The sequence below is a fragment of the Streptomyces pseudogriseolus genome (genome assembly GCA_002154585.1).
In the GTDB taxonomy this organism is placed as follows: domain Bacteria; phylum Actinomycetota; class Actinomycetes; order Streptomycetales; family Streptomycetaceae; genus Streptomyces; species Streptomyces pseudogriseolus.
Genome location: MUNG01000092.1, coordinates 1 through 12,581, shown reverse-complemented (window position 1 = coordinate 12,581; position 12,581 = coordinate 1). Strand labels below are relative to the sequence as shown.

Genomic DNA, 12,581 nt, shown 5'->3' with positions numbered 1-12,581 from the left:
AGGCAAAAAGGGAGGGGTCCGGTTCAGGATCCCTCCCCTTTCTCGCGTGGCTCATCGGTTGCGCAGTGCGGCCAGCGTGTTGTCGAGGTCGGCGGCGCGGGGACGGTTGTGGGGCAGCTTGGCGAGCAGGGCGGCCATGCCGCAGGTGTTGGTCAGGGCGGAGAAGACCAGACCGCCCGCGATGCCGGCGGAGAGCAGCTGGAAGGCGGGGTGGACGACGAGCCCGAGCAGCAGGCCGAGCAGCACGATCGCTCCTGCCGTGAGCCTCACCTGCCGTTCCATGCCCCAGGTGGCACGTGAGGCGCCCTGCGGGCGGTGCAGCTCGTGGCCGTCGGCCGCCCAGGCGCCGGTGCCTCCTGACAAGGTGGCGGCCCGGACGCCGTTCTCGGCGAGGATCCTGCCGGCGTTCTCGGAGCGGGCGCCCGAGGCGCAGACGACCAGGACGTCACCGCGGTCGGCGGCGTGCCGGATGTCGGGCAGCGCGCGCTGGATCTGGTCGAGGGGGATGTTGAGCGCGCCGGGGAGGTGACCGCCGGCGTATTCGCCGGGGGTACGCACGTCGATGACGGTCAGTTCGTGCAGTCGGGTGCGCGCCTCGTCGGTGGCGAGGGCCGTGGGTGTGGTCATGGCAGATGTCCTTACGGGTGCGGAAGTTGTGGTGGAGCTTGATCTGACGGGAGCCGGGCCGCAGGCGGTCCTGAGATGCGCGCCGACCGGAGAAGCCCTCCCGGTCCCTGCTTCTGGGCTGTTGACGGCCTTCGTGTTCAGACGATCACGTCGACGAGCATGAATGCCGCCACCGCCAGCAGTACGCCGGCGAAGATTTTCTGAAGGGTGGTGCCGGAGATCTTCGTCGCGAGGCGTTTGCCGTCCCAGGCGCCGAGGATCGCGGCTCCGGTGAAGGGCCCGATGATCTCCCAGTGGAGCCCGCCACCGGTGCCGGTGCGAGCGGCGAGCGCGGCGAGTGAGTTGACCGTGATGACGAGCAGGCTGGTGCCCACCGCCCGCCGCATGGCCAGTCCCAGGACGCTCACCAGGGCGGGCACGGCGAGGAATCCCCCGCCGACTCCCAGGAAGCCCGTCACGGCACCGAGTCCGGCACCGGCGCCGGCCGCCTTGCCGGGACGGATCCGGTCCAGCGGCTCGGACGCGGACGGGCGCAGCATGCGCAGGGCCGCCAGCGCGGCGATGACCGCGAACGCCGACGTCAGTACCGCTTCGGGCAGGCTCCCGGCGACGGCCCCCGCGAGGAAGGCGGGGACGATGCCCGCCGCGGCGAACAGCGCCCCTGTCTTCCATGCCACGTTCCCGTCGCGGGTGTGGGCGTACAGGGCCGTGACGGAGGTGGCGGTGACGATGATCAGACTGGCGGTGGTGGCGGCGGCCGGTGTGAAGCCGAGCAGGTAGATCAGCGCCGGCACGGCAAGAACGCTGCCGCCACCGCCGAGGGCTCCAAGGGCCAGGCCGACGACGGCCCCGGCGATGAGGGCGAGAACAAGTACGGTCACGCTATCCGGCCGCTGTTCCCGCGTTCGTCGACGACCGGGTGCCCGGCAGCGGCCCACGCGTTCATGCCGCCTTCAACGTCCACCGCCTGCGCTCCGCGTTCGGCGAGGAGCTTGGCCGCCTGCTGGGAGCGGTGCCCGCTGCGGCAGATCACCACCAGCGGTCGCCCCTGCGCCTGGGCGGGCAGGGTGGCGCCTGCGATCAGTTTCGTCAACGGTACGTGCACGGCGCCCGGAGCGTGGCCCGCGGTCCATTCGGGCTTCTCACGCACGTCCAGCAGGACGGCGTCGGGCTGATCGCCGCTGGTGCGGCTGCGCGCCTCGTCGACCGTGACGCGTGCCCCGGCTCGGCGAAAGAGGAACATCACGCGCTTCCTTCCTTGCTAGGGAACGGTCTGTATCAGCCGGAGACCAGGCACAGCCCGACATCCGTCGCCGCGTCGAAGCCGTCGTCGACGGCGACCACCTCGCGTCCGACGGCATCCAGCAGGGAGGCGGCGATCGCCGCGCGCATCCCGCCGGCGCAGTGCACCCACACCGTCCCCTCCGGCACCTCGCCGATACGGCCGTGCAGCTCGTGGATCGGGATGTGGACCGAGCCCTCGATGTAGCCGCCCGCACACTCCGAGTCCCGGCGCACGTCCAGCACGACCACCTCGTCGCCGCGCTCACGGACCTCGGCGAGATCGGCGAAACGGGCACGCGGGAAGGAAGCGAGCTGCTCACCCTCACGGACCCAGCCGGCCGGGTCGCCGGTGGCGGCGGCGGCCGGACGGTCGATGCCCACCCGCGCAAGCTCCCGCTGCGCATCGGCGATCTGCTCCGGGCTCTCGGCCAGCAGGCTGACCGGCTTGCCCCACGGGATCAGCCAGGCCAGGTAGGTGGCGAGCTTGCCCGCACCCTCGAAGTTGAACGACCCGGCCACGTGCCCCTCGGCGAAGGCCATACGGCTGCGCAGGTCCACCACCCACTCGCCCGCCGCCAGCCGGGAGGCGATCTCCTCCGCGTCCGCACGCGCGGGCGGGGTGAGGTCGACCGGTGCGGGGCCCGCGGCGTTGGCCGGGCCCATGTGCGCGTAGTAGGCGGGTACGTCGTCCAGGCCGTCGAGCATCCGGGCGACAAAGGTGTCCACGTCCAGGGTCAGCGCGTCGTTCGTCTCGCGCTCCTTGCCGATCGTGGTCGCGTCCCCTTCGGCCTGGGATGAGGAACAGAAGCTGCCGAACCCGTGGGTGGGCAGCACCGGCACCTCGTCGTCCAGCTCGTCGGCCAGGCGGTGGGCGGAGGCGTACTGGGCTCGGGCCAGTCGCTCGGTCAGTCGCGGCTCGACCAGATCGGGGCGACCGACGGTGCCGATGAGCAGCGACCCTCCGGTGAACGCCGCCACACCGCGTCCGTCCTCGGTGAGGGCGTAGGAGGTGTGGTGCGGGGTGTGCCCGGGAGTGGCGATCGCCCTCAGCACCAAGCCCTCGTCCACCGTCACGGTGTCGCCGTCGGCAACAGGGGTGCGGTCGAAGGACACCTGTGCCCCGGCCGGAACCAGGTACTGGGCGCCGGTGACGCGGGCCAGCTCCAGGCCGCCGGTGACGTAGTCGTTGTGTACGTGGGTCTCGGCCACGAAGGCGATACGCACCCCGCGGTGGGCCGCCGCGGCGATGACCTGGTCGATGTCGCGCGGCGGGTCGACGACCACCGCGGCATGGGGCCCCCCGGCCAGGTAGCTCCGGTTGCCCAGACCCTCGAACTCCAGGGTGTCAACGAAGAACACGGCTCACGACTCCTCTCAGACGGTTTACCCCGGGGGGTATCTGACGCTCACCATAACAGCTATACCTGGGGGGGTATTTCATGCATGGAAACCACCCCGCTCAAGGCGTCGTCTCGCGCCCGGCGGGTACCCGCCGGGGTATAGAGGAATCAATCGTTCCGCACCATCCGGGAGTGTCCGTGTCCTACGACCGCACCGTCCGCCTGGCCGCCACCGACTTCGACACCGCCGTCACTGCCGTACGCAAGGCCCTGGCCGACCAGGGATTCGGCATCCTCACGGAGATCGACGTGGCGGCCACCCTCAAGGCGAAGCTCGACCACGACATGGAGGACTACCTGATCCTGGGCGCCTGCAACCCGCCGCTCGCGCACCGGGCCCTGGAGGCCGACCGCTCCATCGGCCTACTGCTTCCCTGCAACGTGGTCGTACGCCGCGACGGTGACCAGATGCTCGTCCAGGCTCTCGACCCGGGCACCATGGTCACCCTCACCGGTCTGGACACCCTCAAGCCCGTCGCCGACGAAGCCACTGCCCGACTCGACGCCGCACTCAACGCCCTGGCCGCCCTCTGACCTCTCCCTGTCCGGCGGCCGGGAGGCGGTCCGATCGGCGTTCGTGCCGGGCAGCACGTCGTGTCGGCGCAGCAGCCGGTGCACCAGGATCCCGTCGACGCAGCCATCCAGCCCCACGAGGTCGTCGGGGACCTCGATCCGCGGCGAGCACACGGGCCAGCCGGTCCAGCCCGAGGGCACATCCAGGGCACATGAGCCTGGGAAACGGCGTTGACCCGTGAGAAGTGCCGAAGGCAGTTTTCGCAGGTCAACGCACACTTTCCCCAGAAGTGCCAGGTCAGCGCACCGCCGCGTTCAATCGCTGCACGAGTGGCAGGACTTCTCGCACCGGCTGCATGAGGCGGGGCATCAGCCGTACTGCTTGGTGTGGCCGTGAGCTGAGGTTCCCTGAGCGGGGCGGGGTCTCAGGGCCTCGCCCTTCTCCCTCCCACCACCAACTCCCCTACGCCTCCGCGGAAATCCGGTCGTTCCGCTCCTGCGTCTCCGCCCAGGTGGTCGCCCATGCGTCGAGCGGTTGCAGGGCGTCGCGGAGTGCCGCGCCCAGGGGCGTGAGCTCGTAGCCGTCGGCCGAGGCGGCGATGATCCCGTTGGCCGTGAGTTCGCGGAGCCGCTGGTAGAGGACGCTGGAGGACAGTCCTTCGCACCGGGCCAGCAGGGCGCGGGCACCGAGCGGTCCGGAACGCAGCTCCCAGAGAATGCGCAGCGCCCACCGGCGGCCGAAGAGGTCCATCGCGGCCATGATCGGACGGCCGGTCGTCGATCCACGGACCGGTGTTCCTGGGCGCGGTGTCGGCATGACCCTCCTTGTGTTTCGTTATCCGAAACACTAGCATCCGGCATGCGCGTTTCGTTTTCCGAAACAACCTCGACGGGAGCTCCGATGCCGCGCATAGCTCTGCTCCAACCGCCGTACACCGACGAGGCCCGCACGCTCCTCGCGCGCATGATGCCCGGGGACGCGCCGCCGATCGGTCTGTTCCGGATGTTCGCCAGGAACCTCCCGATGGCCGGCGCGATGCACGGGTGGGGGCGCTACGAGCTGGGCCGCCGGCTGACCCTGTCCCTGAGGGAGCGCGAGATCGTCATCGACCGGACGTGCGCGCTGTGCGGCTGCGAGTACGAGTGGGGTGTGCACATGATGACGTTCGCGGAGCGGGTCGAGCTCACGCGCGAGCAGGCGGCGTCCCTGGTGCACGGCGGCCCCGCCGACGCGTGCTGGACGGCCGAGCGGGAGCGGCTGCTCATCCTCGCCGTGGACGCGCTGCACGAGCGTTCCGACATCGACGACGCGCTGTGGACACGACTCGCGTCGGTCTTCGACGAGCTCCAGCTGCTCGATCTGCTGCTGCTGTGCGGCTGGTACCACGCCGTCAGCTTCGCCGCGCGCGCCACGCGCCTGCCGTACGAGCCCGGCGCGCCTCGCTTCGCCGGCCTCCTTCCCGCGACGACCACGACCGACCGGTGAGCAGCGCCCGGGAGCGCTCCGAGGCGCGGCTGCTGGTCCCCTCGCTGATGTGCATCGCTCTGGTCGTGGCGGCGGTCGGCAGCATCGGGGCACCGCTCATCACCAGCGTGGCGACCACGTTCCACGTCTCGCTGGGCAGCGCGCAGTGGACACTGACCGTCGCGCTGCTCAGCGGTGCCGTCGCCACGCCGGTCCTGGGCCGGCTCGGCGCCGGCCCCCACCGGCGGGCCACGATCCTCGTCACGCTGGCGGTCGTCGTCGCGGGCAGCGCGCTCACCGTGCTGCCGCTGCCGTTCGCGTGGCTGCTTGCCGGCAGGGCGGCCCAGGGCGTCGGGCTGGGACTGACGGCGCTGATGATGGGCGTGGCCCGGGACCATCTCCCCGAGGAGCGCGGCGCGGCCGTGATCGCCCTGATCTCGGTGGTCTCCATCATGGGGGTCGGCGTCGGTTACCCACTGGCCGCACTGCTCGCCGAACTCGGCGGGGTACGGGCCGCGTACGGCCTCGGCCTGGTCGTCACCGCCGCCGCCCTCCTGACCGCGTGGCGCTCCATACCCGAAGCTCCCGAAGGCCGCTCCGCCCGCGTGGACGTGGCAGGCGCGGCCGTCCTGGCCGCCGCGCTGTTCCTGGTGCTGTTCCTCGCCGGCGAACGGAGTCTGTGGAGCCGGCACCTCGCCGTGGCGGCGGGCCTGGCCGTCGTCGCGGGGGTACTGCTCCGCGTCTGGGCCGTGGTCGAGCTGCGCAGCACGACGCCCCTGGTGGACGTACGGGCGGTGCGGCACCCGGCGGTCGCCGGGGCGAACCTCGCCACGTTCGTCGGCGGTGTCGGCATGTACCTCCTGCTCACGCTCATCACCCGGTACGCGCAGACGCCGCAGGGCGCCGGCTACGGCTTCGGGCTGACGACCTTCGTCGCCGGGCTGGTCCTCATCCCCTTCTCGGTGCTCGGGTTCGTCGCCGGCAAGCTCACACCCCGGGTTCGGAAACGGATCGCCGACCCCCTGCTCCTCGCCGGCAGCGCGGTCGTGGTCGGCGGCGGGTTCGCCCTGTTCGCGGCGGCCCGGTCGGACCTGGCCGAACTGTTCGTGGCGATGGGCGTGCTCGGCTTCGGCGTCGGCGGCTTCTCGGCCGCGATGCCCGGCGTCATCCTGGCCGTCACACCCAAGAGCGAGACCTCGAGCGCCATGAGCTTCAACTTCGTCGTCCGCAGCGTCGGTTACTCCCTGGGCAGCGCCACCGGCGGCCTGACCCTCGCCGCGGGCACCGGCCCCGGCCGCCTCGTCCCGGACGACAGCGCCTACACCACCGCGGCGCTGGCCGGCATCGGCGCCATGGCGATCACGGCGCTGACCAGCCTCGCTCTCGCCCGCCGCCGCCCGTCCAGGACCAACCCGTAAGTCGGATCCACTCATTGCCACACTGGAGGTTCCATGCCCAAGGGCTACTGGGTCAGCGTCTACCGCACCATCGCGGACCCCGAGAAGCTGGCCGCCTACAACGAACTGGCCCGTTCGGCCCTCCGCCCCTGGGGCGCCCGGACCCTCGTCCGCGGCGGCCGGGTGAAGGCGTACGACGCCGGCATCGCCGAACGCACGGTCCTCGTCGAGTTCGACAGCTTCGAGCAGGCCGTCGCGGCACGCGAGAGCGCGGCCTACCAGGAGGCGCTGGCCGCCCTCGCCGACGGCGTGGAGCGCGACTTCCGCATCGTCGAGGGCCTCGACTGACGCAACCCCACACAGGAGTCGCCGATGACAACCGCGAGCCTCGTCGACCTGATCGCCGTACGGGGCCCGTCGAGAACGCCCGGTGTGGCCGTGAGCCGAGGGTGTTGAGGTGGGCCTGATTCAGCCGTACCGGGTGAACAAGGCGTCCAGGTAGTCCTCCAGGCGGCTGGTGAGGACCTCCGGGGTCAGGTCGGTGCGGCCGAGGGCGCGCCAGGGGGCCGCGACCTTCTCCGCGTCGCCGTAGCCCAGGGTGTCCAGGCAGCGCCAGTAGAGGTGGGACCGGGGGTCCGGGGTGAGGGTGCCGCCGGCGGTGGTGTAGCGGTCGGCGAAGTCCATGCCGACGGGGGCGCCGTGCAGCAGGGCGAGGGCGGTCGCGCAGTGGGCGACGTCCAGGTCGGCCGGTCCCCAGGACGTCTCCACCCAGTCGACGACACCGCTGACCCGCGGGGCGTCGTCGGGGCCGGTGAGGAGGACGTTGCCCGGGTGGAAGTCCCGGTGCAGGAAGCGGCCCTCGTAGGGCGGAGGTTCACGGCGGATCACGTCGGCGGCCCTGCGCCACAGTTCGGGGCGACGGGTGGTCGCGGGCGGCGTCACGTGGTCCGGGGAGGCCCACGCCTGGTACCGGCGCGGACGGCGAGGCGCGGGCACCCGGAGGCGGTGGACGCTGACGAGGAGGCGGGCCAGCTCGTCGGCCCGGATCCCCGCGCCCTCGTCGTGCAGGCGGACGGCTCCCGGGAGCCGGGTCATCAGCAGGGACGGGTGGTCGCAGTGCCGGGCGGTCGCGTCCACCGCGACGAGCGTGGCCGCCGGGACGTCCGTGGCGGCGAGCAGGCGCAGGATGTCCGCCTCGCGGTTCAGCAGGCCCTCGGCGTGCCGTACGAAGAACGGCTTCACGAAGGAGCGCAGTACCAGGGAGCGGGGACCGTCCGGGCCGGTGATGTGCAGGCCGCGCATCGCGGAGGTCCAGCCGCCGCGCAGGCGGTCCACCCGCTCGATGCGTTCCCCCGCGGACAGGGTCTTCTCCACCCAGGCGCGGGTCGCGGACCAGGAGTGTTCGGTCGCGTCCTCGGTCGTGGCCCCCATGCGGGGCAGCATACGGGCGCGAGGTGACGGTCAGCCGAGGAAACGGAGCAGGTGGTCGTTCAACTTCTCCGGCTCGGCGAGCGGGAGCGAGTGGTGGGTGGCTTCGGGGAGGATCGTCACCTCGGCCCGCGGCAGGGACCGGCGGGCCTTCGCGGCGACCTTGGCCGCGTCGTGCGTGCGGCTGTGCCCGGCGAGCAGGACCAGCACCGGCATGCGGAGTTCGGCGGCCCGGGGGCGTCCGCCGACGACCAGCTTGCGGCCGGGGACAGTGGTGGCGAGGGCGTAGAGGCGCTGCCAGGTCTCGTCCAGGGGGCGGTCTCCCGTCTCCCAGGACAGGAAGGCGCGGGCGCGGGACTCGCTCGGGCGGAGCACGGAGGGCAGCGCCCGCAGGAGGTAGCCGGGGCGGAAACCCGCGAACACCTGGGTGGGGTCCACCAGGGCCAGCCGGTCGATCCGCTGCGGTGCGTGCAGGGCGTACCGGGTGGCCAGCCAGGCGCCGTAGGAGTGGCCGCACAGGTGCGTACGGGTCAGCCCGAGTCCGTCGAGCAACGCGTCCAGCCAGGCCGTGAGGTCGTCGGCGCCCTTCAGCGGGGTGCCCCGGCGTTCGGTGCGGCCGGCGTCGCCCAGCAGGTCCACCGCGTGCACCCGGAACCGCCGGCCGAGCGCCGGGGCGTTGGCGAACCACACCAGGCCGGTCGCGGAGCCGCCCGGCAGCAGCACGAGAGGGCTGCCGTCCGCCGGGCCGTGCACATGCACCCGGGTGGGCCCGTACGGAGTGGCCACGTCACGCTCCTCCGTGAACTCGGGCCATCGGGCGCGGAGTTCCTCGTAGGCACGGTCGAAGGCCGAAGGCGGTGCGGACACGGAGACATCCTGTCGGCCGGGTCCGCCGCGTGCAACGGCCCGCGTGCCGCCGGAGGCGGGGTCACCGCGTGTCCGCGCACCTCTCCGCCTCCTCCAGGTACGTCGCCACCGGGCCCAGGGTCAGCAGGCCGGAGGCGGCGCCCGCATGTTCGGTGCGCGCGTCGCGGAGGGCCGTCGCGGCGCGGGCCGCGGTGTCCTGGTCGCCCAGGCGAACGGCGGCGCGGGCGGTCAGGCACCACAGCGCCTCCTGGGTGTGGTCGGGCGGTGGTGCGGGGGCCGCGGTGAGCGCGGTGCGGGCCTGGGCCTCGCGGCCCTGGTCGAGCAGGAGGAGGGGTTCCGTCCAGGGGCGGTACGGGCCCCAGTCCAGGCGGGGGTCGGCGGGCGCGGGCCGGCCGTGCAGCAGACGCAGGCCCAGCAGCGCGAGCGGGAGCAGTCCGCGGTGCAGGCCCGGCATGCCCGCCGTGCGGAGGGCCTCGTCGGCGGTGCGGTAGTGCGCGGCGACCGTGGCGGGGGACGGTCCGCCCGGCTCGGTGCTGCGGGCCGCCGCGACCCGGGCCCGGAACCACGCCGTGAGGAGGGGCACGAGGGGCGCCTCGGTGGCGGCGGCGAGCCGTTCGGCGGCCTCCGCGTGCGCGGACGCCGTGTCCAGGTCGCCGAGGGCGGAGGCGGACTGGAGGCGTACGAGACGGCCCAGCACGGCGAAGGCGGGCAGGTCGTGCGCGGTGGCCAGGTCGAGGATCTCGGCGCCGGTGCGGTCGCGTGCCGCCGCGAGCCCGGGGCGCGTGAAGGACTGCAGGAACACCCCGTTGAGGGCGAACGCCAGCAGGGCGGGATCGCCCAGGTCCCGGGCCAGCGCCTCCGCTTGGCGAGCCGCGTCCCGGGCCCGGTCACGCTCCGGCGGGGTGAGTCCTGCGCTGCGGCTCTCGACCGCGACCGTCGCCAGCAGGCGCACGGTCAGGTCGGCGGGGGCGTGGGGACCGAGCGCGGCGAGGGTACGGACGGCGGCCTCGACGACCGCCCGGGACTGCGCGGGGTCGTCGGCCCGGCTCCACAGGGCCGGCACGTCGTACGCGCCGATGATCCGGGCGGTGAGGGCGAGGTCACCGGTGCGTTCCGCCGCCGTGATCGCGGCGAGGCGGTCGCTGCGGGAGCGGACCAGCGCGTCGCCGCCCGCCAGGGCGAGGGTGCGGGCCAGGTCCACGGTGGTGCGCGGGCCCAGCGGGACGCCGGGGCCGGTCCAGGTGGCGGCCGGGGCGGCGGACAGGGCCGCCCCGCCCAGGATGTCGGTCTCCAGGCGCAGCAGGTCGGCGCCCGGGTCGAGTCCGAGCTGGTCGGCCAGGGCCGTACGGGCGCGGCGGAGGGTTTCCAGCGCGTCGGCGCGACGGCCCGCGTGGTGCAGGGCGCGGGCGAGGAGCGTCCAGGCGGGCTCGCGCCACGGGTGCCCGGCGACGTGCTCGCGCAGGTCGGTGACCAGGCCGGAGCCCTCGCCCCGGTCGAGGAGGAGGCGGGCGCGCAGCTCGACGGCCTCCGCCCGCAGCTCCTCCAGCCGGACCCGCTCGCGTTCCGCCCAGGCGGAGCCGGTCACGTCGGCGTAGGCGGGGCCACGCCAGGCCGCGAGCGCCTCACCGAGCGCGGTCACCTCGCCGGGGGTGCGCCGGGCGCGGGCCAGGACGTCCTGGAAGCGGTGCACGTCGACGTCCTCGCGCGGCACGCGCAGGGCGTAGCCGGGACCCTCGGTGACCAGGACGCCGGACGGGGTGCGGGGCGGCCGGCCGGGTTCGAGGGCACGGCGCAGCGCGGCGACGAACGTGCGCAGGGCGCCGACGGCGCGGGCCGGCGGCTGATCGGCCCACAGGTCGTCGACGAGCGTCTCGGTGGTGACCATCCGCCCCTCGGCGGCGACGAGACGCCCGAGGACCTCACGGTGGCGGGGCCCGCCGAGGGGGACGGGACTGCCGTCGTCGCGGAAGGCCCGGACGGCGCCGAGGACGTCGATGCGCATGGTGTCCATCCTGCGGGTGCGCGCCCCCACTCCGGCGTACCGAGCCGGGCGTACCGAGCCCCCGGTCGGGCGTACTGATCCGTTGCTCATCGACGTGCCCCACGCTGCTCCGGTATCCACCACCCCCGAAGAAAAGGGCGCACCACCCCATGACACCCACCCTTCCCGGCTTCGAGTACCTCCGGCTGCCCGGCGTGGACGGCGTCGAGCTGGCGGCGGCCGTCGGCGGGCACGGCAGCCCCGTCGTGCTGCTGCACGGGTTCCCGCAGACCCACCTCATGTGGCGGCACGTCGCCGAGCGGCTCGCCGAGCGGCACACCGTGATCTGCCCCGACCTGCGCGGTTACGGCGCCAGCGACAAGCCGGCCGCCGACAGCTCCGGCGTCTACGCCAAGCGCACCATGGCGGCCGACGTCGTGGCGCTGGCCGCCGCGCTCGGTCACGACCGTTTCGCCTTCGTCGGGCACGACCGGGGAGCCCTCGTCGCCTTCCGGGCCGGGCTCGACCACCCGGGGACCGTCACCCACCTCGGCATCCTCGACGTCGTGCCGACGCTGGACATGTGGGACGTGCTGCACGGCGTCTCCGCGGCGGTCGCCTTCCACCTGTATCTGATGGCGCAGCCGCCCGGGCTTCCGGAGACGATGATCGCGGGGAGCGCGGACGCCTTCTTCGGGTCGTTCCTCGACGCCTGGGCGGGCGGACCGGACACGCTGCCGCCGGACGTGCGGGCCGCGTACCTGCGGGCGAGCAGCGCGGCGGTGCCGTCGATCGTCGCCGACTACCGGGCCTCCGCGACCGTCGACATCGAGCACGACCGGGCCGACCTGGACGCGGGTACCCGGCTCACCATGTCGGTGACGGTCCTCCAGCAGGACTGGGGCGCCCGGCTGGGCTACGACGCCTCGGCGGTGTGGCGGGCCTGGGCGCCGGACCTGGACCACCGGCTGACCGAGGCCGGGCACTTCATGGCCGAGGAGGCGCCCGAGGAGGTGACGGCGGCGATCCGGGACCTGTTGGCCCGGTGACGAGCCCGACGGAGAGGAATCACACCTGACGGGAATACCCCAGGGGGGTATATGGTTCCGGGTGTGCGTGGGGACGGCACCGTCCCCGTGACGCAGCGAAGGGGGATGAGGTTCATGGACCACGCCACACATCACCACCACACCGGCGCCGGGCACGGCGCGCCGCCCGGCGCGACCTGGTCGACGGCGGTCCGGGCGACGCTGCACTGCCTGCTCGGCTGTGCCGTCGGCGAGATCCTCGGCATGGCCATCGGCACGTCCCTGGCGTGGGGCAACGTCCCGACCATGGTCCTGGCCATCGGGCTCGCGTTCGTCTTCGGCTACTCCTTCACCCTCTTCGCCGTCGTGCGCGCCGAGGTGTCCTTGAAGGCCGCCGTGACGATCGCGCTGGCCGCCGACACCGTCTCCATCGCGGTGATGGAGCTGGTCGACAACGCCGTCATCGCGCTCACCCCGGGGGCGATGGACGCCCAGCTGTCCGAGGGGCTGTTCTGGTACGCCCTGCTCGGCGGTTTCGCCGTCGCCCTGCTGGTCACCACGCCGGTCAACAAGTGGATGATCGGCCGGGGC

14 protein-coding genes are annotated in these 12,581 nt (G+C 73.3%); 6 read left to right on the top strand and 8 right to left on the bottom strand.

Annotated features, from left to right (window positions below; genetic code table 11):
* Positions 1-51: 51 nt before the first annotated feature.
* The 4 genes from CCN29_RS09700 to CCN29_RS09685 all read right to left on the bottom strand — a co-directional run bounded on the left by CCN29_RS09700 (position 52) and on the right by CCN29_RS09685 (position 3,270).
* Complete coding sequence (locus CCN29_RS09700; protein ID WP_086681017.1) at positions 52-627, bottom strand: rhodanese-like domain-containing protein; 576 nt, start codon at positions 625-627, stop codon at positions 52-54.
* 137 nt (positions 628-764) lie between these two features.
* The gene (locus tag CCN29_RS09695; RefSeq protein ID WP_086681015.1) at positions 765-1,508 is read right to left on the bottom strand and encodes a sulfite exporter TauE/SafE family protein; all 744 of its coding nucleotides are present in this window, start codon (positions 1,506-1,508) and stop codon (positions 765-767) included.
* Complete coding sequence (locus CCN29_RS09690) at positions 1,505-1,870, bottom strand: rhodanese-like domain-containing protein (protein ID WP_442538293.1); 366 nt, start codon at positions 1,868-1,870, stop codon at positions 1,505-1,507. The genes CCN29_RS09695 and CCN29_RS09690 overlap by 4 nt, the downstream gene beginning before the upstream one ends.
* Before the next feature lie 35 nt (positions 1,871-1,905).
* Entirely contained in the window at positions 1,906-3,270 is a 1,365-nt protein-coding gene (locus CCN29_RS09685) for an MBL fold metallo-hydrolase (RefSeq protein ID WP_086681010.1), read from the bottom strand.
* 179 nt (positions 3,271-3,449) lie between these two features.
* On the opposite strand from CCN29_RS09685, the gene CCN29_RS09680 reads away from it, so the two are divergent.
* Positions 3,450-3,845 carry a DUF302 domain-containing protein gene (locus CCN29_RS09680; protein ID WP_086681066.1) on the top strand — a complete coding sequence of 132 codons (396 nt, stop codon included), beginning with the start codon at positions 3,450-3,452 and terminating at the stop codon, positions 3,843-3,845.
* Positions 3,846-4,287: 442 nt separating this feature from the next.
* Here CCN29_RS09680 and CCN29_RS09670 read toward each other — a convergent pair whose 3' ends face one another.
* Positions 4,288-4,584, bottom strand: a complete 297-nt coding sequence (locus CCN29_RS09670) for a winged helix-turn-helix transcriptional regulator (protein WP_006133243.1) — start codon at positions 4,582-4,584, stop codon at positions 4,288-4,290.
* 141 nt (positions 4,585-4,725) lie between these two features.
* Between CCN29_RS09670 and CCN29_RS09665 the strand changes: the two genes are divergently transcribed.
* From CCN29_RS09665 to CCN29_RS09655, 3 genes are read left to right on the top strand one after another with little or no spacing between them, the layout of a single operon-like run.
* On the top strand, positions 4,726-5,310 hold the full coding sequence (locus CCN29_RS09665) for a carboxymuconolactone decarboxylase family protein (RefSeq protein ID WP_442538292.1): 585 nt from the start codon (positions 4,726-4,728) through the stop codon (positions 5,308-5,310).
* A 47-nt stretch (positions 5,311-5,357) separates the two neighbouring features.
* Positions 5,358-6,707 (top strand): MFS transporter, encoded by a 1,350-nt coding sequence (locus CCN29_RS09660; protein ID WP_442538298.1) that lies wholly within the window; start codon positions 5,358-5,360, stop codon positions 6,705-6,707.
* 33 nt (positions 6,708-6,740) lie between these two features.
* The gene (locus CCN29_RS09655) at positions 6,741-7,034 is read left to right on the top strand and encodes a DUF1330 domain-containing protein (RefSeq protein WP_006133246.1); all 294 of its coding nucleotides are present in this window, start codon (positions 6,741-6,743) and stop codon (positions 7,032-7,034) included.
* Positions 7,035-7,154: 120 nt separating this feature from the next.
* On the opposite strand, the gene CCN29_RS09650 is transcribed toward CCN29_RS09655, so the two are convergent.
* From CCN29_RS09650 to CCN29_RS09640, 3 genes are all read right to left on the bottom strand, one after another.
* A complete protein-coding gene (locus CCN29_RS09650) occupies positions 7,155-8,117 on the bottom strand; it encodes a phosphotransferase family protein (RefSeq protein WP_442538291.1) in 963 nt (320 codons plus the stop codon).
* 30 nt (positions 8,118-8,147) lie between these two features.
* On the bottom strand, positions 8,148-8,981 hold the full coding sequence (locus CCN29_RS09645) for an alpha/beta fold hydrolase (protein ID WP_086681004.1): 834 nt from the start codon (positions 8,979-8,981) through the stop codon (positions 8,148-8,150).
* 61 nt (positions 8,982-9,042) lie between these two features.
* On the bottom strand, positions 9,043-10,983 hold the full coding sequence (locus CCN29_RS09640; RefSeq protein WP_086681062.1) for an AfsR/SARP family transcriptional regulator: 1,941 nt from the start codon (positions 10,981-10,983) through the stop codon (positions 9,043-9,045).
* A gap of 149 nt (positions 10,984-11,132) precedes the next feature.
* Here CCN29_RS09640 and CCN29_RS09635 point away from each other — a divergent pair, with 149 nt between their 5' ends.
* Together CCN29_RS09635 and CCN29_RS09630 are read left to right on the top strand one after the other, a co-directional pair.
* Entirely contained in the window at positions 11,133-12,011 is an 879-nt protein-coding gene (locus CCN29_RS09635; RefSeq protein WP_086681002.1) for an alpha/beta fold hydrolase, read from the top strand.
* Positions 12,012-12,125: 114 nt separating this feature from the next.
* Positions 12,126-12,581 (top strand): DUF4396 domain-containing protein (locus CCN29_RS09630; protein WP_086681000.1); only part of this gene is annotated, 456 nt, incomplete at its 3' end.